This is a genomic window from Pseudomonas alkylphenolica, from assembly GCF_004025535.1.
Classification (GTDB): domain Bacteria; phylum Pseudomonadota; class Gammaproteobacteria; order Pseudomonadales; family Pseudomonadaceae; genus Aquipseudomonas; species Aquipseudomonas alkylphenolica_A.
Genome location: NZ_QJRG01000047.1, coordinates 932,844 through 958,006 on the forward strand (window position 1 = coordinate 932,844; position 25,163 = coordinate 958,006).

Genomic DNA, 25,163 nt, shown 5'->3' on the forward strand with positions numbered 1-25,163 from the left:
GGTCAGACGGTCACCACCACCTTGCCGATCTGCTGGTTGGCTTCAAGGAAGCGGTGGGCATCCTGAATGTCTGCCAAGGCAAAGGTCTTGGCAATGATCGGTCGCAACGCACCTGACTCCAGCCCCTGCAGAATGAATGCTTTGGCCCGCGCCAGGGCGGCAGGGTCAGAAACGATCTCGGCATAGAGATAGCCCTTGAGGGTCAGGCTCTTGCCCAGCACGGTGAACAGCGGAAACGGGGTAGGTTCGGGGCTGAGCGCACCGTACTCAAGCAGAATGCCACCGCGCGCCATGCTGCGGGTGAGGGGCTCGAAGGACGGCCCACCGACGGGGTCGAATACCACCCGAGCACCCTGGCCATCGGTCAGCGCCATGACCCGCTCGACGATGTCTTCCTCGTCACTGACGATGACATGGGCGGCGCCGGCATCGAGCAGTGCCTGTTGTTTGGCCCGGGTGCGGGTGATGGCGATCGCCGTGGCACCGACACTACGCGCCATCTGAAAGGCGGCCAGCCCGACGCTGCTCGACGCGGCCGTCACCAGCACGAAATCGCCCTGGCGCAGTTTCGCCTGATCGATCAGTGCGCCCCACGCGGTCACATACTGCATCCACGATGCAGCGACCTCCTCGAACGACAGATTCGCCGGGCTTTTCACCACCAGGTGCGCCGGCACATTCGCCAGCTCCCCATAGGTGCCCCAGCGGGCGATATCCAGCGGTGGGATCAGACCGACAGCATCGCCGACGTTAACCTCGTTAACCGCGCTGCCCACTGCAACCACAACGCCAGCCGCCTCGTAGCCCAGACGGCTGGGGAACTCGGCTTCCTGCAAGTAGGCGTGATTGCGGAACATCACTTCAGCGCGGTTCAGGCCGATGGCCTTGACGCTGATTTGCACTTCGTCTGCCGCCGGTGCCTGTACCTGCAGGTCTTCCAGCTTGAGAACGTTGGCGTCGCCGTATTCATGGATTCTGACAATGCGTGCCATGGTAGATGCCTCTTCGTAAGTGGGGGTGAACGTGGGTAGAAATTTAGGCGTTGGTTCCACCCGGATAAAGGCCTACGATGGCTCAATACTAGAAACAAAAGGTTTGTAATGGATCGCCTGACGCAAATGGCTACCTTCGTCAAAGCGGTGGAGACGGGCTCGTTTAGCGCCGCCGCAGACGACCTCAACCTGTCACCGCAACTGGTGGGCAAGCAGGTGAAAATGCTTGAACAGCACCTGGGCGTGTCGCTGCTCAACCGCACCACACGCCGCCAGAGCCTGACCGACTTCGGCCAGGCATTCTATCAGCGCGCCAAGGTCATCCTCGCCGACATGCAGGCGGCGGAAAGCCTGGCCGCAGTGACCCGTGGTGTACCCAGCGGACGCCTGCGCATCAACGCCCCCGTGACCTTTGGCATGCATACCCTGTCGCCACGCCTGCTGGAGTACATGCTCAAGTACCCGCAGGTATCGGTCGACCTGACGCTGTCGAACGAACTGGTCGACGTGGTTGATGACGGTTACGACGTGGTGTTTCGCATTGGCGAGCTGTCCAGCAGCGGGCTCAAGGCGCTGACGTTGGCGCCTTACCGGCTGGTGCTGTGTGCTGCACCGTCCTACCTTGCACAACGCCCGCCGATTACCAATCCGTGGCAGTTGCAGCAGCACGAGTGCCTGGGCTTCGCGTATTCCGATGGCAGGTCGTGGTGGAGCTTTGACGGACCTGAAGGACGAATTGATGTGCCGATTACAAGCAGATTGACGATTAATCAGGGGGACCCATTGCTGGCTGCGGCCGTCGCGGGGCTGGGGATCGTGCTGCAACCGCTGGAGCTGGTCAGGAATGCCCTGCAAGCCGGCACGCTGGTGACGCTGCTGCCGCAGTACCCTGTACCGACGTCCCCGATGCACGCCCTGTATGCGCCCGATAAGCGCCTGACGCCCAAACTGCGCAGTTTCCTCGACTTTGCCATTGAAGCATTTGCACACAGGTCTTGATTATCGGGCTTGCATCAGCGATAAGCCCTCGCTTCATTAGCGTGGGGTAACACCGGGTGGCATCAATGAAACGCAAACACGCGGGTATGGAACGAGAATTGGCGCGAGCGCTGACCCATGCCTGTGAAGTGGCCAAAGGTGAACTTGTCGGCTTTGAGTGGCTTACCCACCGGGTCGACTATGAGCGCTTTCCAGAGAGCTTGATGGTTACCTGGGTGTTCGATACCGACAGCAACATGAACGCCGCTGCCGCCAGCCCAGGTGCTGTGAGGATGCAGGCACTGACGCTGGAAGCCTTTGCGGACATCGGCATTACCGTGTCCGCGATCGCCACCCACCTGGAGATGGACTCCGAGGAGCGCTGCGCCGCGACACACGGGGGGAACTGGGCCGCACGATTGAACGCACGGCAACGTTCAGGGGGCAAGCATGGCCAAAGACATTGAAAACCCCTGTGTATCGCTGTGCCAGTTGAACAGCGAAATGTGCGTGAGCTGTGGGCGCACCCGCGAAGAAATTCGCAAGTGGCGAGGGATGAAACGGCCGGAAAAAATGGCCACGGTGCAGAAAGCCAGCGCGCGGATGAAGAGCATCAACAAAAAGAAAAGAAACTGAGTAGAAGCGGATTTCCCGGGACGCCGGACCGCCGCGATGGTATGTGCAACAGGCCCGTTTCCGAGTTGCACTTCCGGCCGCCTTCGCGGCGGTCCGGCGTCCCGGTAAACCCGCTCCCACATGGCGCGCAGCTGATATCATCTGCGCATTCACAATGCTGAGTAAGAAAGCATGAACCGCCGCAAGAAAATCAAGCAGCTACTGACTGCGCACGCGAAAAAGGCCAGCGCCAAGCTGGCGCCGAAAAACAAACCCAAATACATCAGCAAAGCCGATCGGGCAAAGCTGGAGGCTGAAGCCAGCCAGGCCCCCGAGACGCCGCAGGAGAACTGAGCTACGGCTGATGGTCAGCGGCAAAATCGGCCTCCGAACGCGCCAGCAAACGCCCCTGACGGCAGGCCAGCTGAAAGCGTTCGTAGTCGCGCTCGTTCTGCTCGGCATAGGTGAGCGCGAACTCGTACATGGCCTCGGCCAGCGCATCGCTTTTGCCGATATAGCCACTGATTTGCGGCGCACAACCTGACGCTTTGGCGTGGGCGCGTGCCAGGGCACGGCCACAGACCCTGCCGTAAGCCGCAAAGGTGTCGGCATCGAACATTTCAAGTTCGGCTGAAATTTTCATGTCGCGCAACTGCCGGACGTAAAAGTGACGCCCCAAAGGGCCGGTGGTCCAGCCGAGGAACAGGTCGCTTGCCGACTGCATCACCCGCTGGCCTTCGACAACCCGTTGGCCCTGATGCTTCACCCGGTACCGCGCCTTGACGTAGTTGGCGATCACCGAACGTCGTGCTTCCTTGAACTGCAGGAACAGCGGCGATCCTTGATCGTCGTTCAACAGGGCTACCAGGCAGCGCGTACCGACGCTACCGACACCCACCACTTTGAACGCCAGGTCCTGGACCTTGAAGCGCGCCAGCAGATGGCGCCGGTCAGGCTGCAGGGTGGCGCGGTATTCGCGCAGGGCTTTCTCCAGGTGCTTGCGCCAGTCCGAGTCGTGCAGCCAGTCATCGTCGGCGTCCAGCAGGGTAGTGCTGCCATGCAGGTGGAATATTTCCGGTAGATCGTCGCGAATGATCAGGCGGCCCTGGGCATCCCGTTCTGTGATTCTCGGCAACAGCTCGGCATGGGTGCGCCGTTCGGCTTTGGCGATGGCCCGTTCGACATGTTCGAGGGCCGTCTTGCTTGCCTGCTTGCGCAGATCTTCGTAAGTGATTGCGCCGTACCAGGTCTCCAGCGCGCTTTGTTCGGCGCACTCAAGCATGGTCTGCTGATACGAACGCATCACTTCAAGGCACACCGCTTCGCCCACCGAGTCGCCATGGCGCAGGTCGCGGGCGGCTACCAGAAAGCTCGCCACCAGGCGTTTGAGGTCCCATTCCCAGGGCCCGGGGTGGGTTTCGTCAAAGTCGTTGACGCTGAACACCAGGTTGCGTTCCGGGGTGGCGAAGCCGCCAAAGTTCATCAGATGGCAATCACCGCAGATCGGTGACACCAGGCCCATGGTCGGCGTGCCGGCGAGGTCGTGCGCCTGCAGCAAGGCGTTACCGCGGTAGAAGGTGAACGGCGACACTAGCATGCGCCCGTAGCGCAGGGCGACCAGCGACTTGACGCGCCCTTCGCTGGAGGCCTTGATCAGCGGGATCGGGTTGCGGCTGACGTTGCCGACGATCGCCTGGGTACTGCGCGGACAGTGTTTGCGTGCATCGCGGCCTTCCTTGAAGCGATCTTTGAGCGTAGCCATGGGGGAACTCTGCGGACGGGTAATGTGACTGAGTGTAGAAGGGGAATGCAGGACAAACGGTGGGCCGGCGAAGCTGGCGGTGCACGTCAGTGCGTGAATGTTGTCGCCGGGGCTCGAAAAAGGCGCGCGCTCAGGGTACAAATAAGCGCTTCAATCGGTTCGGGAACAGGAAGTCCTCGCCGCCGCCATGGATGATCGGGCATTGATCAATACACATGAACCGGACTTCCTGACCTATGCCTGTGGACCTGCAAGCACTCTTCCCGAAGCTGATTCATCTGATGCTGGACACGGTTTTCGTGGTCGACAGGGACAATCAGATCGTATTTGTCAGCGATGCCTGCGAGGCATTGCTCGGGTACCGCGCCGACGAACTGACGGGCACGCCGATTACCAACTACATTCACCCCGACGACCTGTCGGCCACTCAGGCCTCGATTGTCCGCGTGATGAATGGCCAGTCCCACGTCGACTTCCGCAATCGTTACCTGCGCAAGGATGGAGCAGTCGTGCATATTCTGTGGGCGGCGCACTGGTCTGACGAGGTGGGCGCGCGGATCGGTGTCGCCCGTAACGTCACGGCCCTCCGGCAAGCCGAGGAGGAGCTGCATTTTCTCGCACACCATGATCCGCTCACCCACCTGACCAACCGCTCGCTGTTCACGGACCGGCTGGACTCGGCCCTGCGTTCGGCCCACCGTCACCAGAACACCCTGGCGTTGCTGTTTCTCGATATCGACGACTTCAAGGGCATCAATGATGCCCATGGGCATGTCATCGGCGACCGGGTGTTGCGCACCGTTGCCCGGCGTCTGGAAGGCTGCGTACGCGAAACCGACACGGTGGCGCGCATGGGCGGTGATGAGTTCACGCTGCTGCTGACCGACATCCAGTCGCCGGATGCCGTGTACGAGAAGATCAGGCAGATTCTCGCGGTCTTGTCCGAGCCGCTCGGTGCTGAATTCGAGGGCATGGACATGCCGTCCTGCAGTATCGGCGTGGCGTTTTACCCCGCCGACGGGGAAGATGCCGATACCTTGCTGCGTCATGCCGATGGCGATATGTACCGGATCAAACGCCACCGTTCAGTGACGGGGTGATGCTGTCGGCATCACGTCATAGCAAACAGGTCAATTCTCGGCACGCCGCGGCTTGAGCGAAACCACCGTCAGCCACGGGCTGTACTGCCGGACCTGAATGGGCAGGGTGCCTGCCAACTGGCGCAGGGCGCCGTCGCTGTCATCGGTGGGCAGCATCGCCGTCACCTGCAGCGTCGACAACGCGTGTTTGTCGAACCACATAAGGCCTTCCCGGTGACGCGCCAGGCGCTCGAGCACCTCGGAAAGTGGCTGGTCATCGGCCGCCAGATGATGGGAGTTCCAGGCGTTTTCCAGGGCTAGGCTGTCTACCTGTTGTGTTGCCCCGGGGCCCGACGCGTCGAAACGCAGGCGCTGGCCGGCGTTTAATGTCCTGCTGTGCCCGGCGCTGTCGACCCGGGCGGCGGATTCGAGCAGGGTGACAATCGTGGCATCTTCCAGGCGCTCGACAATCAGGCGTGTGCCTAGCGCATGGATGTGCCCTTGCGGGGTGACGACATTGAACGGGCGTAGTGGGTCGTTGGCGACTTGCACCCGTACCGCGCCGCGCAGCAGGTTTACCCTGCGTTGCTGGGGGTCGAACTGCAGATCGACGGCGGAGCTCGCGTCCATATCGATCTGGCTGCCATCGGCCAGCCGTTCGCTGCGTCGCTCGTCACTGGTCGTGCTCAGGTCGGCCAGCGCAAAGCCCTGCTGCAGGTACGGGCTGGCCAACAGGGTGGAGGCGCTGATCAAGGCCAATAAGGCAAAAATGGCGAGGTGACGGCCCTGGCGGCGCACCTGTGCGGGTACTGCAGGCTTCATGGGAATCTACGCTTACAGGTCTTGGCTTGAGTGTAACCCACGGCGTGCCGCCTATACTCTAGGGCTGACCGAAACATGACCGGGCTCCGGCCCTCAACCAGGCAGATAGGGAGTTTGCAGCGTGAGCGAAGAACCAAAAGCCAAAGGACCCGCGTCTTATTTTCCTTCCATCGAGAAGAAGTACGGGCAGCCGGTTGCCCACTGGCTGAGCTTGCTGGAAAGCCTGAGCGGCAAGAAGCACATGGAAATGGTGGCGTGGCTCAAGGCCGAGCACGGCATGGGCCATGGTCACGCCAATGCGCTGGTGGCGCATTTCCTGGCGGGCAGCAAAGGCAAATGAGCAATGCCGCCCAGCCAGCTGCCTGGCGTTACGGGGTAACGATGTTGAACCAGAACTTGAACGTGTCCAGCAGACCCATGAACGTTGAGAACGCCTGCGCCTGTCCCTCCAGTTTGACCTCGCCGTCCTTGATTTTCTCTGCCAGCGATCCCTGGCCCATCTGGATGTCCAGCAAGGTGCTCATCTTCAGGGTCAGGCCGGCGTCGGCGTCTGCTGCTGGCGTGTCCCGGTAGTTGAGCACGCCGTTTTCCACCCGCAGGTTGTACTGTTTGCCCAGGTCGGTGAAGTCCAGGTTCAGGGAGATTTTCTTGCCGGCAGCTGCCGGGCCATTGAGGCGCACGGCCAGGTAGTCGAAGAGCATCTCCGGTGACATGGCGCGGATCATGTCGGCGCTGGCGGTTTTCAGGCCACCGCTCTGCGGCACGCCGTTGCGCAGTTCATAGGCGCCTTGCAGGTACACCGAACGCCACGGGCCGGATTCGGCCTGGTAGCCCAGCTGCTCGTAGGTGTCGGCGAGCAGGTTCTTTGCCTGCGGGTTGTCCGGTTCGGCAAACACTGCATGTTTGAGCGCTTCGGCCACCCAGCGGTACTCGCCCTTGTCGAAGTCGGCGCGAGCCTTGCGTAACAGCTCGGCCGAACCGCCCATGTATTCGACGTACTTTTTCGCCGCCGGTACCGGTGGCAGGTTGTCGAGGTTGGACGGGTTGGCGTCGTACCAGCCCATGTAGCGTTGGTACACGGCGCGGGCATTGTGCTTCAGGGTGCCGTAGTAGCCCCGGTTGAACCATTCCTGATCCAGTTCCGGTGGCAGGGTGATGGCGTCGGCAATTTCCTCGCCGTTGTAGCCTTCGTTCATCAGGCGCACGGTCTGGTCGTGAACGTATTTGTACAGGTCGCGCTGTTTGCCGAGAAAACGCGCAATGCGTGCCTGGCCCCAGGTCGGCCAGTGGTGGCTCTGGAACTCGACGTCGACCTTGTCGCCGTACAGCGCCAGGCTTTGCTCGATGAAGTGTGACCATTGCAGGGCGTCACGCACTTCGGCGCCGCGCAAGGTGTAGATGTTGTGCATCTGGCGGGTGACGTTCTCGGCCATCCACAAGGCTTTGAACTGCGGGAAATAGGTGTTCATCTCGGTCGGTGCTTCGGATCCCGGTGTCAGCTGGAAGACCATTTTCACACCGTCGACGGTGAGCTCCTGGCCGGTTCTGGTGACCTCCTCGGTGGGGTGGATCATTGAGATCTGGCCGGTCGAAATCGTCTGGCCCAGGCCTGCAGAGACGCCGCCTTGCGGGCCACGCGGCAGCATCGCACCGTACATGTACACCGCGCGACGCGACATGGCGTTGCCGGCAACGATGTTTTCGCTAACCGCATGTTCGCTGAAGTCCGGCGGGGCGATCAGCCGCACCTTGCCGTCTTTTACATCCTGCTCGTTGATGATGCCCCGGGTGCCGCCGAAATGGTCGGCATGCGAGTGGCTGTAAACCACGGCTACGATCGGTTTTTTGCCCAGGTGCTCATTCACCAGCTCCAGCGCGGCCTTGGCCGTTTCCACCGACAGCAGCGGGTCGAAGACGATCCAGCCGGTCTCACCCTCGATGAAAGTGATGTTGGACAGGTCATAGCCGCGCACCTGGTAGATCTTGTCGGTGACCTTGAACAGGCCGTATTGCATGTTCAGCTGGGCAATGCGCCACAGGCTCGGGTTCACGGTGTCGGGTGCCGCCTTGTCGATACCGATGTAGCGCTGGTACGTCGCCATGTCCCAGACCACCTTGCCACTGGCATCGCGAATGCTCAGTTCCTTGGGCTGGGCGATCAGGCCGCGCTGGGCATCTTCGAAGTCCTGGCGGTCGTTGAAGGGCAGGGCCTTGAGGACGGCGGCGTTGGCCTGGCGGGTGACCTCGGTGGCGGGCTTCGGCGCTTCGGGTTCGGCATGCGCCGACAGGGCCAACCAGGGCAGGGCGGCTGCCATCGCGAAGGCGCGGGACGATCGGGTAGAGAGCATGAATCACCTGTAAGTGAGGGGCGAAAGACGTCTACCCCGCACCTTAGGGGCACGGTCGCGGCCATCCAATACTGAAAAGGAGTGACTGCGGGGATGAATCTCGGCCTGGCGCTGCGCGCTGCCGCCAGCCCAGCCCCCGCGTGCAGGCGGACCGTTGGCCGGCGGCAAAAATCCTCATCCTTTCGGATGATTTTCAATATCACTCCTTCGCCTGTTACCTCGGCATCCCTGAATCATTAGCGTTGGCCACCGATTCAACGCCGATTGGTAAACAGCAGGGATTAGTCGCATGACTACAACAACAAAACGCGTACGGTTCCAACGCAGTGCTTTGGCCAGCACCATCGCCTTGTGCATCGCCGGGCAGGCTCAGGCCGTGGATTTCACCCTCGGAGAAATCGAAGGGCAGTTCGACTCCTCCTTGTCGGTGGGGGCCAGCTGGTCAACGCAAAGCCCGCACCAGGGCTATATCGGCGGCAACAATGGCGGTTCGGGGCTATCGCAAACCAGCGATGACGGTCACCTCAATTTCAAGAAAGGCGAAACCTTCTCGAAGATCTTCAAGGGCATCCACGACCTTGAGCTCAAGTACGGCGACAGCGGCGTGTTCGTGCGTGGCAAGTACTGGTATGACTTCGAACTCAAGGACGAAAGCCGGCCGTTCAAGGACATCGACGATCACGGTCGCAAAGAGGGCGCCAAGGCGTCCGGGGCGCAGTTGCTCGATGCCTTCGTCTATCACAACTACACCATCGCCGAGCAACCGGGCTCGGTGCGCCTGGGCAAGCAAGTGGTGAGCTGGGGTGAGAGCACCTTCATCCAGAACAGCATCAACTCGATCAACCCGATCGATGTTTCGGCGTTCCGCCGCCCGGGGGCGGAAATCAAGGAAGGGCTGATTCCGGTCAACATGTTCTACGTGTCGCAGAGCCTGACCGAGAGCCTGTCTGCCGAAGCCTTCTACCAACTGGAATGGGACCAGACCGTCGTCGATAACTGCGGCACCTTCTTCTCGCAAGCCGACGTGGTCGCCGATGGTTGCACCGGCAATCTCAATGTCCTGCGGCCACAACTCGGCGCGTTCGGGCCGTTGCTGGGTTACCAGACCACCTCCGAAGGCGTGGTGATCCCCCGTGGCGGCGACCGTGACGCCCGTGACAGCGGCCAGTGGGGCGCTGCGCTGCGCTATATGTTCGAGCCGCTGAACACCGAGTTTGGCGCTTACTTCATGAACTATCACAGCCGCGCGCCGTTCTTCAGCACCCAGGCCGCCAGCCGTGCCGACTACCAGCAATCGGCTGCGGTGCTGGCCGGTGGGGTGCCGGCGATTCCGGCCGCCGCCCGCTCGGGGGCGGCGATTGCCAACGTGGCGGGCGGCAGCCAGTACTTTATCGAGTACCCGGAAGACATCCGCCTGTACGGCCTGAGTTTTTCCACCACCTTGCCCACCGGCACGGCATGGTCGGGCGAAATCAGCTACCGCCCCAACGCGCCGGTGCAGTTGAATACCACCGACGTGCTGTACGCCGGGGTACGCGGGATTGCCGGCATGAACCCGGCATTCGCACCGTTCAGCCAGTATTCGGTACTGGGCGGCGACCCGGCATCCATCCCGGACAGCACCCTGCATGGTTACAACCGCAAGGAAATCACCCAGTTCCAGACTACGTTCACGCACTTCTTCGACCAGATCATGGGGGCCGAGCGCCTGACCCTGATCGGTGAAGTCGGGGTCGCGCACATCGGTGGCCTGGAGAAAACCTCCGAAGCGCGTTACGGCCGTGACCCGGTGTACGGTCCGGGTGCTTTGCCCGGTGTGCTGACCGGCGGCTTGCCGTCGTGCGAGGCGATCAACGCCGGGACCTTCTCTGGAACCCCGGCTGCCGCCAATTCCAGCAAGTACTGCAACAGCAAGGGCTACGCCACGACCACCTCCTGGGGTTATCGCGCCCGCGCCATCTGGGATTACCCCAACGTATTCGCCGGGGTCAACCTCAAACCGAGCGTGGCCTGGTCGCACGATGTCGACGGCTATGGTCCCAACGGCCTGTTCAATGAAGGCGCCAAGGCCGTCAGCCTCGGGCTGGATGCCGATTACCGAAATGCCTACACCGCCGGGATTTCGTTCACCAACTTCTTTGGGGGTGATTACAACCCCACCACCGACCGCGATTTCCTGGCGCTGAGCCTGGGCATGAGCTTCTAAGCACAGACACCGAACGAGGACTCCTGTGATGAGTAAAAACAATAGCTACCTGATGTACACCGGTGCCGTGGTGCTTAGCCTGCTGGCCGGTACGGCGATGGCCAAGGTCTCGCCGCAGGAAGCGGAAAAACTCGGTACCAGCCTGACTCCGCTGGGTGCAGAAAAGGCCGGTAACGCCGACGGCAGCATCCCGGCCTGGACCGGCGGTTTGCCGACCAACGCCGGTGCGGTGGACAGCAAGGGGTTTCTAGCCGACCCGTTTGCTGACGAGAAGCCGCTGTTCACCATCACGGCCCAGAACGCAGCGCAGTACAAGGACAAGCTGTCGGCCGGGCAGATGGCCATGCTGGCGCGCTACCCGGACACCTACAAGATCCCGGTGTACAGGACCCACCGTACCGCTGCCGTGCCGCAGAACATTTATGCACTGGCCAAGGTCAGCGCCCTCAACACCGAAGGGGTCGATGGCGGCAACGGCCTCAAGGGCTTCAACGACAGCCGTTACTACGCCTTCCCGCAGCCCAAGACGGGCGTCGAAGTGGTGTGGAACCACACCACCCGTTACCGCGGCGGTAACATCAAGCGCCTGATGACCCGTGTGCAGCCGCAGGCCAACGGCGCGTTCAGCATGGTCGAGTTCGAGGACGAGATCTCCTACCCGGCGGAATTGGGGGAGGGCGCCGACAAGGGCGGTAACATCCTCTTCTACTTCATTCAGCGGGTAACGGCGCCGTCACGCCTGGCCGGTAGCGTGCTGCTGGTCCACGAGACCATCGACCAGGTCAAGGAACCGCGCCTGGCCTGGCTCTACAACGCCGGCCAGCGCCGTGTGCGCCGCGCCCCGCAGGTAGCGTATGACGGCCCGGCGACGGCCGCCGATGGCCTGGCGACGTCGGACAACTACGACATGTTCAACGGTGCACCGGATCGCTACGAGTGGGAACTGGTCGGCAAGAAGGAGATGTACATCCCCTACAACAGCTACAAGCTGGACTCGCCGAACCTCAAGTACGAAGACATCCTCAAGGCCGGTCACATCAATCAGGACCTGACCCGCTACGAATTGCACCGGGTGTGGGAGGTGGTGGCCAAACTCAAGCCCAACGAACGCCATATCTACGCCACGCGCCACATGTATTTCGATGAAGACAGCTGGGAACTGGCCGAGGTGGATCACTACGATGGCCGTGGGCAGCTGTGGCGTGTGGGGGAAGGGCATATCCAGCAGTACTACCACAAGCAGGTGCCGGGCTATACCGCTGAAACGCTGTATGACCTGGTGGCCGGGCGCTATTCGGTGGTGGGTTTGAAGAACGAGGAAAAACGCAGTATCGAGTTTGGGTTCAAGAGTGTGGCGGCGAACTATACGCCTGCTGCATTGCGCCAGGCGGGTGTGCGCTAGGCGGGCAAGGGATCGACGCTGGTCTTTATGGCAACCCTCGGGTTGCCTTTTTTTAGACCCTTGCGGAGTTTTGGGTCTGGGTCTTGATCTGGGGGCTTATCCAATCCATGTGGCGCAGCTGCCGGCCCCTTCCGCCCTTACGGCGGCCTACTTTTTTCCTGGAAAAAGTAGGCAAAACCGCTCGCTCCTGCATACGGCCCTACGCTACGCTCCGGGTCCCCTCCCTCCGGCACCTTCCGGGGCCACGCGGCCTCCGACTTGCTTCGCCAAGTCTGCATCTCGCGTCTTCGGCTTCGCCGAAGGTGCTGCGCACTGCCCCTTTCTGCAGTGTTGTTTGCCTTGAAGCCCATCGAGTTGCAACATGCTGCTACAAAGAACAACAAGCTGATGTGCCAATGTCCCAACTGAACACTCGCCACACCTTACCCGCCGGCCTGGCACGACTCGCGCCCGGCCATGTGCCGCGCCCACGCCTGAGCGAGGCATTGCTCAACGCCCATTGTCGGTTGCGCTTGCTCTGTGCCCCGGTCGGTAGCGGTAAAAGTGCGCTGTTGAGCGAGTGTGTCCAGCATTGCCCGGCCGCGACCCGCGTCGTCTACCTCAACCTGCGTGGCAAAGCTATAAGCGGTGATACTTTTCTGCAGCAACTGGCCAATGCCCTGGGCGTAGCGGGGCACGCCGCCGCGCAGATCCGAGAGCACCTGGATGCCACGCAGTCCGAACTGTGGCTGATGATCGACGACTACCCGCGCCTGCCCGACGCAGCGCTGGATGCGTTGCTCAATGACCTGATCCTCAGCACTTCGGCGCAGGTCAACTGGTGGCTGGCGTGCCGGCGGCGACCCGCCTTGCAGCTTACCCGTCTGTTGCTCGACGCCGATCTGTTCGAACTGGGCAGTGCCGAACTTGGCTTCAACGAGCAGGAACTGGGCGAGCTGTTGCAACGCATAGACCGGCATTGGCCATGGCCGGCGATCAGCGACCTGCGCACCGACTCTCAGGGTTGGTGCGCCGGCATTCGCCTGTACCTGCTGGCGTTGAAGTCCACGACCGAACCGCAGCCTTTCAATTCGGCGGAGGGGTTGATGTTCCAATACCTGCGCCGGGAGCTGCTTGACGAGTTACCGGAGCAATGGCGTCAGGCGCTGTTCACCCTTGCGCAGCTGCCGTATTTCGATGCCGGTTTGTGCGAGCACCTGCTCGGGGTCGGCGAAGGCGCAGGTTTGCTTGAGCAGTTGAGCACCTGCGGGCTGTTTATCGAGCCGGTCGGCAGTGACGGGCAGGTGTACCAGGTGTGCGTGGCGGTCAGGGGTGCGTTGGCCGGCGAGTTGCCGGAAAACCTCGCCAAGGCAGTGTTTCGCAAGGCCTGCCAGTGGTACGTGAGTCAGGGCAATGTGCGCTTGGCACTGGAGTATGCGGTGCGCGCCGATCAGCCGGAGATGGCCGCCAGCCTGATGCAGCGCTTCACCGGTGATGCCCTGTTGCAAGGGCGAAGCCTGGCGCAATTGATGCAGTGGCGTCGTGAGCTGCCGGGCGAGTTGCTCGTCAGCACCCCGCGTTTGTTGATACTCAATGCCTGGGCGTTGTTGCTCAGTGGCAGGCTCGATGAAGCTCAGGTTTACACCGAACAGCTGGCCCGCTTTCTGCCGCAGCCCGATGCCCTGCGACAGTTTGAACTGATCGCACAATGGAAGGCGCTGCGCGGCAATATTGCGTTTCATCGTGGGCAAGGCGAGCAAGCGCTGCACTGGTTGACAGAGGCTGTCGAGGAGTTGCCCGAACGTTCCTGGAGCCAACGCCTGTTCAGCACCGCCTTGCTGGTTGAAATGGCTTTGATCGACGGGCGTCTGGACGAAGCACTGGAACTCAATCGTGACGCCACCAAGCAGGCCCGACAGCACGCCAGCCTGGCGATGGAAAGTGTCATGGCCCTGGGGCATGTCAAGCTGCTGGAGCTGCGCGGTGAACTGCTGCGTGCCGAGACGTTGCTCAAGCGTCTGTACACCGAATTGTCTGCAGCCTGGGGTGCCGAAGCCAGCCCGATGCGTGGCCGGGTGCAGCTACGTCAGGCGTCCATCCTGGTGCAGTTGGGGCGCTATCAGGAAGCGGAGACCGTGTTTCAGGCAGGGATGCAGGAATGCCAGTTCTGTGGTGATCTGGCGGCGTTTTGGGGATTGTTGGGCCTGGCTGAGCTGGACGGTGTGCAGGGCGATCTGACCAGTGCCTTTACACGTATTTCAGATGCCGAGCGGGCGATGCAGTACAACCTGATCAGCGAATCGATCTATCAAGGCCAGGTGCTGCGGGCCAAGGCGCGGCTGTGGCTGCGCCAGGGACGCACGGCGCAGGTGGAGAAGGCGTTGAATGCGCTGCCTGCGGCGGCGCTGGAATACGCGCCGTATGGCGCCCCCGACCTGCACCTGCGCCTGTACCTTCTGCAACTGCAGGCAAGCCTGGCCGGCGGTGCGGTCGAGGCGCCCCTGGACAAACTCACGCAGTTGCACGAACGGGCGCGCAGCGAGGGGCGCCGGGCCCTGGCGTGCGAAGCAGGGTTCAGCCTGGCCGAGGCGCTGCACGCCGACAACAAGCCGGCGCAGGCCAAGCAGATGCTGCTGGAGACGCTCGCCCAGGCCCGGCAGATGGGCCTGGTGAGTGCCGAACGGGCATTTGCCTTGCGCAATCCGGCGCTGGCCCGCTGGGCGGGGGAAGCCAACAGCAACGAGGGCGAGCCGGCAGCGCTGTTGAGCCGCCGCGAAATGGACGTGCTCAAACTGATCGCTCAGGGCTTCTCCAACCAGCAAATCGCCGAAAGCCTGTTTATCTCCCTGCACACCGTCAAAACCCATGCCCAGCGGATCAACTTCAAGCTGGGCGTGGAGCGGCGCACCCAGGCCGTGGCCAGGGCCAAGGAGCTGGGCCTCAACTGATCAGTCGGCCGCTGCCGCCAGCAGTAGCTGGCGCCGCGCTTTCGGAGTGGTGCCGTACCAGCGTCGGCACGCACGGTTGAACACGCTTTGCTCGCTGAAACCGAGCAAGCCGGCCACTTGCGACATCGGCATGTTGCGTTCGGCCAGGTAGAGCTCGGCGCGGTCCCGGCGCAAGGCCTCCAGCAGCGTTTCAAATCCGCTGCCTAGCTCGGCCAGACGCCGCTGCAATACACGCTCATGCAACCCCAGTTGCTCGGCGACCAATGCCAGGCGACAACGCTGGGTGGGCAGCAAACGCAGGATCAGGCGCTCGACCTGTTGCTTGAGGTCAGCGGGCTCCTTGGCGCCGAAGTGGCTCAGGTAGTGGGCCAGGGTCTTGTGCATCAGCGGGTCTTGCTGTTCGATCGGTTGCTGCAGTTGTTCGGCACTGAGTACCAGTGCGTTGCAGGCCTGGCCGAGGTAGGGGGTGGCCTTGAACAAACGCCGGTAGCGCGACACCGGCAGCGATGAGGCGCCGCTGAGCAAAATCGCCTGGGCATTGAAGTGCGCGCCACACAGCAGCTTCATGGTGTTGTAGCCCACGCCCATCGCCAGTTCGACCATTTGCCGCTTTTGCACCAGGCCCGGCAGGCGGATATCGATCACCAGCTTCGGCGCATCTTCCTGACGGGTGTCCAGGTCCAGGTGAATGCCCGGGCTGTGATAGCCGATAAAGCGCACGATATCGGCCAGCGCCAGGCCGACCGTTGCCGAGCTGCGCGCGATCAGGGCTATCGGGCCGAGTACCTGCAGGTCCTGATAGGCGGCCATACGCAGGCCAAAATCGGGGCAGTCCAGCGTTTGCGCAGCGTACTCGAGCAGCCCTACCAACGCGCGCAACGGCATGCGCGCATCCTCTTCGAGAATTAACCCCGGGTCGATCCGGAAGCGTTTGAGCAAGGCATCGGGATCGCCGCCCACTTGCTGGGCAACCTCACGAAAACCGGTCAGGGAGCTGATGCGGATGAGTGCGCTCATAGTCGTCAAAAATCAAAAATAAGTCGGCAAAGATCAATTAATTTGCGCTACGCCAGCCAACAATGCCAGTCCATTCCGCTGCGTGAGAACAATAACAATGGAATTCGACTACATCATCGTCGGCGCAGGCTCGGCAGGCTGTGTGCTGGCCAACCGCTTGAGTGCCGACCCGGCAGTGCGCGTCTGCCTGCTGGAGGCGGGCCCGCAGGACCGCTCGCCACTGATCCACGCCCCCATCGGTGTTGCCGCCATCTTGCCGACCCGGCATGTCAACTGGGCGTTCAACACCGTGCCGCAGCCGGGGCTGGGCGGGCGCGTGGGCTATCAGCCGCGTGGCAAGGTGCTGGGCGGCAGCAGCTCGATCAACGGCATGATCTATATCCGCGGCCATCGCAGCGATTTTGACGATTGGCAGGCGCTGGGCAATCCCGGCTGGTCGTATGCCGATGTGTTGCCGTATTTTCGCAAAAGCGAAAGCCACCACCGTGGTGGCTGCGCGCACCATGGAGGCAGCGGCGAGCTGTATGTCGGCAAGGCGCAGTCGCATCCGGCCAGCCAGGCCTTCATAAAGGCCGCGCAAATGGCCGGGCATCGTTACAACCCGGACTTCAACGGCGCCGACCAGGAAGGCGTAGGGCCCTACGAGGTGACGATCCGGGACGGCCGGCGCTGGAGCACCGCCACCGCGTTCCTCAAACCGGTACGTGAGCAGCGCAGCAACCTTACGGTCATTACCCATGCCCATGCCGAGCGCATCCTGTTGCAAGGCAAGCAGGCGGTCGGGGTGAAGGTGCGCGTCAAAGGCAAGCCAGTCGAACTCAAGGCGCGCAAAGAGGTGCTGGTCAGCGCCGGTGCTTTTGGCAGCCCGCAGTTGCTGATGCTGTCGGGGATCGGCGCCGAGGCCGAGCTCAAGCCGCACGGCATTGCCGTGCAGCATGAGCTGCCGGGCGTCGGCCAGAACCTGCAGGACCACCCGGACGTGGTGCTGTGCTACCGCAGCAGCGACAACTCGCTGCCAGGCTTTTCTGTCGGTGGCGGGGTGAAAATGGGCAAGGCCTTGCTCGACTATGCGCGCAACAAGACCGGCCCCTTTGCCAGCAACTTCGCTGAAGCCGGGGCGTTCCTGAAAACCGATGCGAGCCTGGCGCGCCCGGACATTCAGCTGCACTCGGTGATCAGCATGGTCGACAACCACAACCGCAGCCTGCACTGGGGCCATGGTTTCAGTTGCCACGTGTGCGTGTTGCGACCGAAAAGCATCGGCACGGTGGGCCTGTATTCGGCCGATCCGGCGGCGGCGCCGCGCATCGACCCGAAACTGCTCAGCCATGACGACGATGTGCATACCTTGCTCAAAGGCTACCGCATGGCCCGCACCATTCTCGAGCAGGCGCCCATGGCCCCGTTCGGGCTCAAAGACATGTACAGCCAGGGGCTGTATGGCGACGAGCAACTGATCGAAGTGCTGCGCAAGCGCACCGACACCATTTACCACCCGGTGGGCACCTGCAAAATGGGCAACGACGAGCTGGCTGTCGTCGACTGCCAGCTGCGCGTACAGGGCATCGAGGGCTTGCGGGTGGTTGATGCCTCGATCATGCCGACCCTGGTCGGTGGCAATACCAATGCTGCTGCAATCATGATTGCGGAGCGGGCCGCGCAGTGGCTGGGGGCCGGCTCAAGGGGGTGACGCACGCCGCAGGGTATCGTCAAAGCCTGTGAAACCATGGTATTCCGTGAAGGGCCGGTGCCGGTGCACCGGCTGATGCGCCCGAACGGAAGGCCACATGAGCAGCAGACACCTCGATCCTTTGCGTCAAACCATCCAGCACCAGCCGGTGACGGCGCCGCCCGCACCCTGGACGCAGACGGCCCGCGTCACCGTCGCCGGGCTGCTGGAAGTCGGTTTTGACCGTGACAGCGAACTGCTGTTGATTGCCTCAAGCTCCGGGCGCAGCGTGCTCGATTGCCAGCGCGGCGAAAAAGTCGCCCGCGACCGTACCGACAACCTTGGCAGTGACCGCTACCTGGACGCCCATGGCATTGGCCCGCTGAGCGGACGGGTGATCCGCATGGCCGGTATCAGCGGCGGCGGCTTGCCCCTGGCCACCGCCGATGGCTGGATGGTCGAAGACATTATCCTGGCCTGGCCGGAGCAGCACCTGCTGCTGGTACAGCCGGGTTCCTGGCTGCACGGCGAGCGCTATGGCCGGCCCGCCGTGTTTCACAAGCTGGGGGTGGAACTTGAAGTGCGCGCTTTCGGCTTTTCCTACAGCGGGCTGAGTCTGGTGCTCGCCACCGCCGGGGAAGTGCTGGTGTGGGGGCGCAAATTGCCGGTCTGAGCCCCTGAACACGGGGGATGCACGGGCAATCTGACCACTGACTGAAGGAAAAGCGCTTTTCTCCCTTTCGATATGTATCGAGTGAAGGCACAATGCGTGTCCTTTTTTTGGCCGGCCTGGCCGGGGGCCTCGAAATGATCAAAACGCCGTACTACCTCATCGACAAAACCAAGCTGCTGCGCAACATGGAGAAGATCGCCTACGTGCGCGAAAACTCCGGCGCCAAGGCCCTGCTGGCCCTCAAGTGCTTTGCCACCTGGTCGGTGTTCGACCTGATGCAGCAGTACATGGACGGCACCACCTCGTCGTCGCTGTACGAGCTCAAGCTGGGCCGCCAGAAGTTTGCCGGTGAAACCCACGCCTACAGCGTGGCCTGGGCCGACGACGAGATCGGCGAGATGGTCGAGAACTGCGACAAGATCATCTTCAACTCCATCGGCCAGCTGCAGCGCTTTGCCGAGCAGACCGAAGGCACCGTGCGTGGCCTGCGCGTCAACCCGCAGGTGAGCAGCTCCGATTACCTGCTGGCCGACCCGGCGCGTCCGTTCAGCCGCCTGGGCGAGTGGGACCCGGTGAAGGTCGAAGGCGTCATCGATCAGATCTCCGGCTTCATGTTCCACAACAACTGCGAGAACGGCGACTTCGACCTGTTCGACAAGATGCTGGGCGTGATCGAAGAGCGCTTTGGCCATTTGCTGCACAAAGTCGAGTGGGTAAGCCTGGGTGGCGGCATCCACTTTACCGGTGAAGACTACGCGCTGGACGCGTTCTGCGCGCGCCTGAAGGCCTTCTCCGAGCAGTACGGCGTGCAGGTTTACCTGGAACCGGGCGAAGCCGCCATCACCCAGAGCGCCTCGCTGGAAGTCACCGTGCTCGACACCCTGTACAACGGCAAGCACCTGGCCGTGGTCGACAGTTCGATCGAAGCGCACATGCTCGACCTGCTGATCTACCGCCTCAACGCCAAGCTGGCGCCAAGCAGCGGCGAGCACACCTACATGGTCTGCGGCAAGTCGTGCCTGGCCGGCGACATCTTCGGCGAATACCAATTTGATCGGCCGCTGGCCATCGGCGATCGGCTGTCGTTTGTTGACGCAGCAGGTTACACCATGGTCAAGAAAAACTGGTTCAACGGCCTGAAAATGCCGTCCATCGTAGTGAAACAACTCGACGGTAGTGTTGAGGTGGTTCGCGAATTTGGTTTCGAAGACTACTTGTCCAGCCTGTCTTGAGCTGGCAGTAAAGGAGAGATAGATAAATTGAAGAAGAACGTTCTTATCATTGGTGCAGGAGGTGTCGCCAAGGTGGTGGCCCACAAGTGCGCGCAGCACAACGACGAACTCGGTCGTATTGCCATCGCGTCGCGCAACATCTCCAAATGCCAGGCCATCATCGACAGCGTCATTGCCAAGGGCAGCCTCAAGCAGCCCGCTGAAATCAAGGCATTTGCGCTGAACGCCCTGGACGTCGAAGCGACCAAGGCGCTGATTCGTGAAACCGAATCGCAAATCGTCATCAACGTCGGCTCCGCGTTCCTCAACATGTCGGTGCTGCGTGCCTGCATCGATACCGGTGTGGCCTATCTGGACACCGCGATTCACGAAGAACCGGGCAAAATCTGCGAGACCCCGCCGTGGTACGGCAACTACGAGTGGAAACACCTCGAAGAGTGCCAGCAGAAGAACATCACCGCCATTCTGGGCGTCGGCTTTGACCCGGGTGTGGTCAATGCCTATGCAGCCCTGGCGCAACAACAGTATTTCGACCGCATTGATTCGATCGACATTCTCGACGTCAATGCCGGCTCCCATGGCAAATACTTTGCCACCAACTTTGACCCGGAAATCAACTTCCGTGAATTCACCGGACAGGTGTGGAGCTGGCAGAACAGCCAGTGGACCAGCAACACCATGTTCGAGGTCAAACGTACGGACGACCTGCCTGTGGTCGGTTCGCAGAACCTGTACCTGACCGGCCACGACGAAGTGCACTCGCTGTCGAAGAACCTCGACGTGCCCAACGTGCGTTTCTGGATGAGCTTTGGTGAGCACTACATCAATGTCTTCACGGTGCTGAAAAACCTCGGCCTGCTCTCCGAGCAGCCGGTCAAGACCGCTGAAGGCCTGGAAGTGGTGCCGCTCAAGGTGGTCAAGGCCGTGCTGCCTGATCCGTCCTCGCTGGCACCGGGCTACACCGGCAAGACCTGCATCGGTGATCTGGTCAAGGGCAGCAAGGATGGCCAGCCACGTGAGATCTTCATCTACAACGTGGCCGACCACGAAGAGGCCTACGCCGAAACCGACAGCCAGGGTATCTCCTACACGGCCGGTGTTCCGCCAGTCGCGGCCGCCTTGCTGGTAGCCCGTGGCGAGTGGGACGTGCAGCGCATGGCCAACGTCGAGGAGCTGCCGGCTGAGCCGTTCCTCAAGGCGCTGGACGTGATGGGCCTGCCGACCCGCATCAAAGACGAGAACGGCGACCGTCCCTGGAATTGATGGCTTGAGGTAAAAAAAACAGGGTGCGCCGCGCAGGCGCACCCTGTCAGTTGTGTTGACGCCGTCCTGGCCTCGGCACTAGGTGTGACTGATATCCCGGTCCTTGGTTTCCGGCATGAAGAAAATGCCGAGGACGGCGGTCATCACCGCAATAACGATCGGGTACCACAGCCCGTAATAGATATCCCCCGTTGCCGCCACCATGGCGAACGCCACCGTTGGCAGGAAACCGCCAAACCAGCCATTGCCTATGTGATACGGCAGTGACATCGAGGTATAGCGGATGCGCGCCGGAAACAACTCCACCAGCCACGCGGCAATCGGCCCGTAGACCATGGTCACGTAGATCACCAGGATGGTTAGCAGTAGCAATACCATCGGGTAATTGGTCTTCGCCGGGTCGGCTTTCTCCGGATAACCGGCTTCTTTCAATGCGCTGGTGAGGGTGAGGGCGAAGGCATCGTTCTTCGTCTTGAAGTCGGCAGCCGGCATCGTAGAGCCTTCGAAGCTCTGGATCACTTTGTCACCGATGTGGATCTGCGCCACGGTTCCGGGCTCGGCCTTCACGTTCTCGTACGGAATGGCGCGCTTGGCCAGCACGCTTTTCGCCAGGTCGCAGGAGCTGGTGAATTTGGCTTTGCCCACCGGGTCGAACTGGAACGAACACTGATCGGGATCGGCGACCACGGTGACCGGGTTCATCTCCTGTGCCAGGAACACATCGGGGTTACCGTACTGGGTCAGGGCCTTGAAGATCGGGAAGTAGGTCAGCGCCGCGATGATGCAGCCGGCCATGATGATGCCCTTGCGTCCGATGCGGTCGGAGAGGCTGCCGAACAGGATGAAGAACGGTGTGCCGATCAGCAGAGAGCCGGCAATCAGCAGGTTGGCCGTTTGCGGGTCGATCTTGAGCATCTGCAGCAGGAAGAACAGCGCGTAGAACTGCCCGGTGTACCAGACCACGGCCTGGCCGGCGGTGCCGCCGAGCAGGGCCATGATCACTATCTTGAGGTTATCCCAGCGCGCGAACGACTCGGTCAGCGGCGCTTTGGAAGCCTTGCCTTCGGCTTTCATCTTCTGGAACACCGGCGACTCGCTCAGTTGCAGGCGAATGTACACCGAGACGATCAGCAACAGGATCGAGAGCAGGAACGGAATCCGCCAGCCCCAGGCCTCAAAGGCTTCGGTGCCCAGCGCAGTGCGGCAGGCCAGAATGACCAGCAGGGAAAGGAACAGCCCCAGGGTGGCAGTGGTTTGAATCCACGAGGTGAAGTAGCCGCGACGGCCTTTGGGAGCGTGCTCGGCGACATAGGTCGCCGCGCCGCCGTATTCACCGCCCAGTGCCAGCCCCTGCAACAGGCGCAGGGTGATCAGGATGATCGGCGCCGCTACTCCGATGCTGGCGTAGCTGGGCAGCAGGCCGACGATCGCGGTGGACACGCCCATGATCACAATGGTGATCAGGAAGGTGTGCTTGCGCCCGATCATGTCGCCGAGGCGGCCGAACACAATCGCGCCGAAGGGGCGTACGGCAAAGCCGGCGGCAAAGGCGAGGAGGGCGAAGATGAATGCGGTGGTTTCGTTGACGCCGGCAAAGAAATGCTTGGCGATGATCGCTGCGAGCGAGCCGTAGAGGTAGAAGTCGTACCATTCGAACACGGTGCCCAGGGAGGAGGCGAAGATGACTTTGCGCTCCTCCTTGGTAATGCTGTGCTTGGGCGCACTGCCAGAGGAGGTGCTGTCGATTGCCGCCATGAGTGTTCTCCGCTTTTGTTTTTATAGGCCGGAGTACCCACGCCTTACCGCACCCTGGCCCTGGGGGTGACGGTCAGGCACTGCAGCAAGGCTTCTTCAAGCATAATCATGTTTTTGCGGATATCCACTTTGGGGCCCTTGGGGCTGCTGTGCAGCCCTACAGGTATACGGTGTTCTGGGTAGGAGCGGATTTATCCGCGATGGCTATCTCAGGCTCAGCCGAGCCTGCGATCGAGCTACGTTTAGAAGCTGTAGTCCAGCGTCGCAAAATATGAGCGTGGCTCACCCATCAACCACTGCTCGCCGCTGTGCGCGGTCGCCGCGTAGCGACGGTCCAGCAGGTTGTTCAACTGCAGGCCCAGGCGCACATCGGGCAGCACTTGCCAGCCCAGGTTGGCATCGACCACAGTAAAGCCGGGCACGCTCCGGGTGTTGGCGGTGTCGGCATAACGTTGGTCGACATAACGCAGCCCCATGCCGGCCTCCACGTCATGCCCCAGTCCCTTGTTAACCCATAGGTTCGCGGTGCGCCGCGGCACGTTGGTGGGGCGGTTGCCCGCACGCGATACCGTCTCGCCGCCCACGGTCTGGTCAAAGTCGTCGTACTTGGCGCGCACCACCGAGGCGTTGGCCGACACCTGCCACTGGTTGGCGAGGGCCAGTTCCAGGGTGGCCTCCAGGCCGTCGGAAGTCTGTTGCCCGGCTTGCTCCTTCTCATGGGTGTCCGGGTTGTCGACCAGCAGCTTGTTTTTGACGATGTGGTAAGCGGCCAGGGTCCACTCGCCACGACCGTCCCAGAACAGTTGCTTGAGGCCCAGTTCGGTCTGCTTGGCTTCGGTCAGGTCAAATTTTTGCTGGCTCGGGCTCAAGGTGAGCAGGCTGTTCACCCCGTCTTCGCTGGTGGAGTACTGGCCATACAGCGACAGCTCATCGGTTACGGCAAACACCAGCCCGGCCCGCCAGTTGCCACCGTTGAGGCTGCGGTCCGTTCGGTTGCCGTCGACCAGGTTGTCGCGGTCGATGTGGTTCTGGTCACGGCGTACACCGGTAACCAGCGACCAGCGCTCGGACAACTGCGTGCGGTTTTCGGCAAACAGGGCAAAGGTGCGCGTGGTGCTGTGGGTCTGTGGCCGGGTCGGGTCCTGGCTGTGGAAGTAGCCCGGTGCCGGGTGCCAGGGGTCGATGTAATCGCCGCCGACGTCGGTGTAAGGCGAGTTGCTGTCGACGCCGAAGCGGATGCGGTTGTACTCGGCGCCGACCACGGTCTTGCTGCTCAGGCCAAAGAGCGAGTGATCGAAGGTAACGCTTTGACGGTCACCAATCTGTTCCTGGTCGTGCTTGATCTCCAGGAAGCTGCCACGCTCAAGCGCGCCCAGGCCGCTGTTCCAGGTGTAGTCCTCGGCGTTGCGCCAGTGCCGGCGGCTCTTGATGTAGTAGAGCTGGTTGCTGGCACTGATCGCGTCACTGAGGTTCCAGTCGGTGTTCAGGCGCGTCCACTCATCGTGGTAGCGCTGTACGTCGTTGCGCACGTTGTAGTTTTTCGTGCTCAGGCTGTCGCGCTGATGGCCGTCGATCAGCGGTGTGCCGAAGTAGTTCATCGGCTCGGCATCGCCGCGCTCGTGGGCCAGGGTGAAGCTCAAGTCGTCGGTGGCGTCGAAGCGCAGGGCTGCGCTCATGGCCAGGCTCCTGGAGTCGCCGCGATCAACCCAGCCATTGCCGGTCTGTTGATTGAGGGTAAGCCGGTAGCTCAGGCGCTCGCTCAGCGAGCCGCCGCTGTCCAGGCCCAGTTGTTGGCGGTCATAACTGCCGTAGCCCAGGCGCAGGTGATTGCGGATCTCGCCGGCGAACGGCTTTTTCGGGATAACGTTGATCACCGCACCGGTAGCACCCTCGCCGTAGAGAACCGAGGCCGGGCCACGGATCACATCGATGCGCTCGACCATCCACGGGTCGACGGGGAAGGTCTGGGTACCTGCACCAGTGTACAGGCGCGAACCGTCGAACAGGGTCATCACCGAACCGTGGCCGGTAAAGCCGCGGGCCGATAAGCCGGTGTTGCCATCACCGGGCGTGGCGATCGAGGTGATGCCCGGCGAGCGGCTTACGGCGTCTTGCACCGTGCGGTTGTTGCGCTGCTCGATGACTTCGGCGCTGAGGCTGCTGGTGCTGGCCGGGGTGTCCATGGCGCTGAGGTTCAGGCGCGAACCCGCGGGCAACGGCGTTGCCAGGCTGATCGGGTCGTTATCTCTGTTGCTGGTGATGGCCGTCGAGGGCAGGGCCAGGATGCCGGGTTCGGCAGCGAAGGTCGGCAGGGAGAATGCCAGGCAGGGCGCCAGGGCATTGGCCGCCAGGGTGTGAAGCTTGGAGTAACGGGACATGTCGTTCCAAAATGACAGGAATGAATGAATCCCGGAGGGAACAAC

At 62.0% G+C, this 25,163-nt stretch carries 19 protein-coding genes and 2 pseudogenes; 14 read left to right on the top strand and 7 right to left on the bottom strand.

Annotated features, from left to right (window positions below):
- Positions 1 to 2: 2 nt before the first annotated feature.
- Positions 3 to 992: a zinc-dependent alcohol dehydrogenase family protein gene (locus DM813_RS19725; protein WP_128325041.1), complete on the bottom strand. Its 990-nt coding sequence runs from the start codon at positions 990 to 992 to the stop codon at positions 3 to 5.
- A 108-nt stretch (positions 993 to 1,100) separates the two neighbouring features.
- On the opposite strand from DM813_RS19725, the gene DM813_RS19730 reads away from it, so the two are divergent.
- The 4 genes from DM813_RS19730 to DM813_RS19745 all read left to right on the top strand — a co-directional run bounded on the left by DM813_RS19730 (position 1,101) and on the right by DM813_RS19745 (position 2,939).
- Complete coding sequence (locus tag DM813_RS19730; protein WP_128325042.1) at positions 1,101 to 1,991, top strand: LysR family transcriptional regulator; 891 nt, start codon at positions 1,101 to 1,103, stop codon at positions 1,989 to 1,991.
- A gap of 65 nt (positions 1,992 to 2,056) precedes the next feature.
- A complete protein-coding gene (locus DM813_RS19735) occupies positions 2,057 to 2,437 on the top strand; it encodes a hypothetical protein (RefSeq protein ID WP_431311993.1) in 381 nt (126 codons plus the stop codon).
- Positions 2,421 to 2,606 (top strand): DUF1289 domain-containing protein, encoded by a 186-nt coding sequence (locus DM813_RS19740; protein WP_128325044.1) that lies wholly within the window; start codon positions 2,421 to 2,423, stop codon positions 2,604 to 2,606. The genes DM813_RS19735 and DM813_RS19740 overlap by 17 nt, the downstream gene beginning before the upstream one ends.
- Before the next feature lie 171 nt (positions 2,607 to 2,777).
- Positions 2,778 to 2,939 (top strand): DUF2986 domain-containing protein, encoded by a 162-nt coding sequence (locus tag DM813_RS19745; protein WP_128325045.1) that lies wholly within the window; start codon positions 2,778 to 2,780, stop codon positions 2,937 to 2,939.
- Position 2,940: 1 nt separating this feature from the next.
- Here DM813_RS19745 and DM813_RS19750 read toward each other — a convergent pair whose 3' ends face one another.
- Positions 2,941 to 4,347: a DUF2252 domain-containing protein gene (locus DM813_RS19750; protein ID WP_128325046.1), complete on the bottom strand. Its 1,407-nt coding sequence runs from the start codon at positions 4,345 to 4,347 to the stop codon at positions 2,941 to 2,943.
- Positions 4,348 to 4,583: 236 nt separating this feature from the next.
- On the opposite strand from DM813_RS19750, the gene DM813_RS28815 reads away from it, so the two are divergent.
- Positions 4,584 to 5,447, top strand: coding sequence for a sensor domain-containing diguanylate cyclase (locus DM813_RS28815; RefSeq protein ID WP_128325047.1), 864 nt, complete (start codon positions 4,584 to 4,586; stop codon positions 5,445 to 5,447).
- 30 nt (positions 5,448 to 5,477) lie between these two features.
- Here the strand turns inward: DM813_RS28815 and DM813_RS19760 are convergent, their stop codons facing one another.
- A complete protein-coding gene (locus DM813_RS19760; protein ID WP_128325048.1) occupies positions 5,478 to 6,248 on the bottom strand; it encodes a FecR family protein in 771 nt (256 codons plus the stop codon).
- 121 nt (positions 6,249 to 6,369) lie between these two features.
- Here DM813_RS19760 and DM813_RS19765 point away from each other — a divergent pair, with 121 nt between their 5' ends.
- Positions 6,370 to 6,588, top strand: coding sequence for a DUF4287 domain-containing protein (locus DM813_RS19765; RefSeq protein WP_128325049.1), 219 nt, complete (start codon positions 6,370 to 6,372; stop codon positions 6,586 to 6,588).
- A gap of 28 nt (positions 6,589 to 6,616) precedes the next feature.
- Here the strand turns inward: DM813_RS19765 and DM813_RS19770 are convergent, their stop codons facing one another.
- Positions 6,617 to 8,596, bottom strand: a complete 1,980-nt coding sequence (locus DM813_RS19770) for an alkyl/aryl-sulfatase (protein WP_128325050.1) — start codon at positions 8,594 to 8,596, stop codon at positions 6,617 to 6,619.
- 289 nt (positions 8,597 to 8,885) lie between these two features.
- On the opposite strand from DM813_RS19770, the gene DM813_RS19775 reads away from it, so the two are divergent.
- The 4 genes and pseudogenes from DM813_RS19775 to DM813_RS29050 form a co-directional block, all read left to right on the top strand.
- Complete coding sequence (locus DM813_RS19775; protein WP_128325051.1) at positions 8,886 to 10,802, top strand: DUF1302 domain-containing protein; 1,917 nt, start codon at positions 8,886 to 8,888, stop codon at positions 10,800 to 10,802.
- A 28-nt stretch (positions 10,803 to 10,830) separates the two neighbouring features.
- On the top strand, positions 10,831 to 12,204 hold the full coding sequence (locus DM813_RS19780; protein ID WP_128325052.1) for a DUF1329 domain-containing protein: 1,374 nt from the start codon (positions 10,831 to 10,833) through the stop codon (positions 12,202 to 12,204).
- Between the two features lie 395 nt (positions 12,205 to 12,599).
- A pseudogene (locus DM813_RS19785) lies at positions 12,600 to 14,843 on the top strand (AAA family ATPase); the annotation flags it as partial.
- Positions 14,844 to 14,945: 102 nt separating this feature from the next.
- A pseudogene (locus tag DM813_RS29050) lies at positions 14,946 to 15,131 on the top strand (response regulator transcription factor); the annotation flags it as partial.
- Here the strand turns inward: DM813_RS29050 and DM813_RS19790 are convergent.
- Positions 15,132 to 16,148 carry an AraC family transcriptional regulator gene (locus DM813_RS19790; RefSeq protein WP_128325054.1) on the bottom strand — a complete coding sequence of 339 codons (1,017 nt, stop codon included), beginning with the start codon at positions 16,146 to 16,148 and terminating at the stop codon, positions 15,132 to 15,134.
- A 97-nt stretch (positions 16,149 to 16,245) separates the two neighbouring features.
- Here DM813_RS19790 and DM813_RS19795 point away from each other — a divergent pair, with 97 nt between their 5' ends.
- The 4 genes from DM813_RS19795 to DM813_RS19810 all read left to right on the top strand — a co-directional run bounded on the left by DM813_RS19795 (position 16,246) and on the right by DM813_RS19810 (position 20,985).
- Positions 16,246 to 17,838, top strand: a complete 1,593-nt coding sequence (locus DM813_RS19795; RefSeq protein ID WP_128325055.1) for a GMC family oxidoreductase — start codon at positions 16,246 to 16,248, stop codon at positions 17,836 to 17,838.
- 97 nt (positions 17,839 to 17,935) lie between these two features.
- Positions 17,936 to 18,490 carry a hypothetical protein gene (locus DM813_RS19800; protein ID WP_128325056.1) on the top strand — a complete coding sequence of 185 codons (555 nt, stop codon included), beginning with the start codon at positions 17,936 to 17,938 and terminating at the stop codon, positions 18,488 to 18,490.
- Between the two features lie 134 nt (positions 18,491 to 18,624).
- Positions 18,625 to 19,722, top strand: a complete 1,098-nt coding sequence (nspC, locus tag DM813_RS19805) for a carboxynorspermidine decarboxylase (RefSeq protein ID WP_128325271.1) — start codon at positions 18,625 to 18,627, stop codon at positions 19,720 to 19,722.
- 27 nt (positions 19,723 to 19,749) lie between these two features.
- The gene (locus DM813_RS19810; RefSeq protein ID WP_128325057.1) at positions 19,750 to 20,985 is read left to right on the top strand and encodes a saccharopine dehydrogenase family protein; all 1,236 of its coding nucleotides are present in this window, start codon (positions 19,750 to 19,752) and stop codon (positions 20,983 to 20,985) included.
- 78 nt (positions 20,986 to 21,063) lie between these two features.
- Here the strand turns inward: DM813_RS19810 and DM813_RS19815 are convergent, their stop codons facing one another.
- Both DM813_RS19815 and DM813_RS19820 read right to left on the bottom strand, forming a co-directional pair.
- Entirely contained in the window at positions 21,064 to 22,740 is a 1,677-nt protein-coding gene (locus DM813_RS19815; RefSeq protein WP_128325058.1) for an MFS transporter, read from the bottom strand.
- A gap of 242 nt (positions 22,741 to 22,982) precedes the next feature.
- Complete coding sequence (locus DM813_RS19820; RefSeq protein ID WP_128325059.1) at positions 22,983 to 25,118, bottom strand: TonB-dependent receptor; 2,136 nt, start codon at positions 25,116 to 25,118, stop codon at positions 22,983 to 22,985.
- Between the last annotated feature and the right edge of the window lie 45 nt (positions 25,119 to 25,163).

What these genes read in the sequence shown, in the direction of transcription:
- DM813_RS19795 (WP_128325055.1), top strand. Translation starts at nt 16,246, where the DNA reads ATGGAATTCGACTACATCATCGTCGGCGCAGGCTCGGCAGGCTGTGTG.
- DM813_RS19750 (WP_128325046.1), bottom strand. Translation starts at nt 4,347, where the DNA reads ATGGCTACGCTCAAAGATCGCTTCAAGGAAGGCCGCGATGCACGCAAA.
- DM813_RS19760 (WP_128325048.1), bottom strand. Translation starts at nt 6,248, where the DNA reads ATGAAGCCTGCAGTACCCGCACAGGTGCGCCGCCAGGGCCGTCACCTC.
- nspC (WP_128325271.1), top strand. Translation starts at nt 18,625, where the DNA reads ATGATCAAAACGCCGTACTACCTCATCGACAAAACCAAGCTGCTGCGC.
- DM813_RS19770 (WP_128325050.1), bottom strand. Translation starts at nt 8,596, where the DNA reads ATGCTCTCTACCCGATCGTCCCGCGCCTTCGCGATGGCAGCCGCCCTG.
- DM813_RS19780 (WP_128325052.1), top strand. Translation starts at nt 10,831, where the DNA reads ATGAGTAAAAACAATAGCTACCTGATGTACACCGGTGCCGTGGTGCTT.
- DM813_RS19800 (WP_128325056.1), top strand. Translation starts at nt 17,936, where the DNA reads ATGAGCAGCAGACACCTCGATCCTTTGCGTCAAACCATCCAGCACCAG.
- DM813_RS19815 (WP_128325058.1), bottom strand. Translation starts at nt 22,740, where the DNA reads ATGGCGGCAATCGACAGCACCTCCTCTGGCAGTGCGCCCAAGCACAGC.
- DM813_RS19745 (WP_128325045.1), top strand. Translation starts at nt 2,778, where the DNA reads ATGAACCGCCGCAAGAAAATCAAGCAGCTACTGACTGCGCACGCGAAA.
- DM813_RS28815 (WP_128325047.1), top strand. Translation starts at nt 4,584, where the DNA reads ATGCCTGTGGACCTGCAAGCACTCTTCCCGAAGCTGATTCATCTGATG.
- DM813_RS19730 (WP_128325042.1), top strand. Translation starts at nt 1,101, where the DNA reads ATGGATCGCCTGACGCAAATGGCTACCTTCGTCAAAGCGGTGGAGACG.
- DM813_RS19740 (WP_128325044.1), top strand. Translation starts at nt 2,421, where the DNA reads ATGGCCAAAGACATTGAAAACCCCTGTGTATCGCTGTGCCAGTTGAAC.
- DM813_RS19820 (WP_128325059.1), bottom strand. Translation starts at nt 25,118, where the DNA reads ATGTCCCGTTACTCCAAGCTTCACACCCTGGCGGCCAATGCCCTGGCG.
- DM813_RS19790 (WP_128325054.1), bottom strand. Translation starts at nt 16,148, where the DNA reads ATGAGCGCACTCATCCGCATCAGCTCCCTGACCGGTTTTCGTGAGGTT.
- DM813_RS19775 (WP_128325051.1), top strand. Translation starts at nt 8,886, where the DNA reads ATGACTACAACAACAAAACGCGTACGGTTCCAACGCAGTGCTTTGGCC.
- DM813_RS19725 (WP_128325041.1), bottom strand. Translation starts at nt 992, where the DNA reads ATGGCACGCATTGTCAGAATCCATGAATACGGCGACGCCAACGTTCTC.
- DM813_RS19735 (WP_431311993.1), top strand. Translation starts at nt 2,057, where the DNA reads ATGAAACGCAAACACGCGGGTATGGAACGAGAATTGGCGCGAGCGCTG.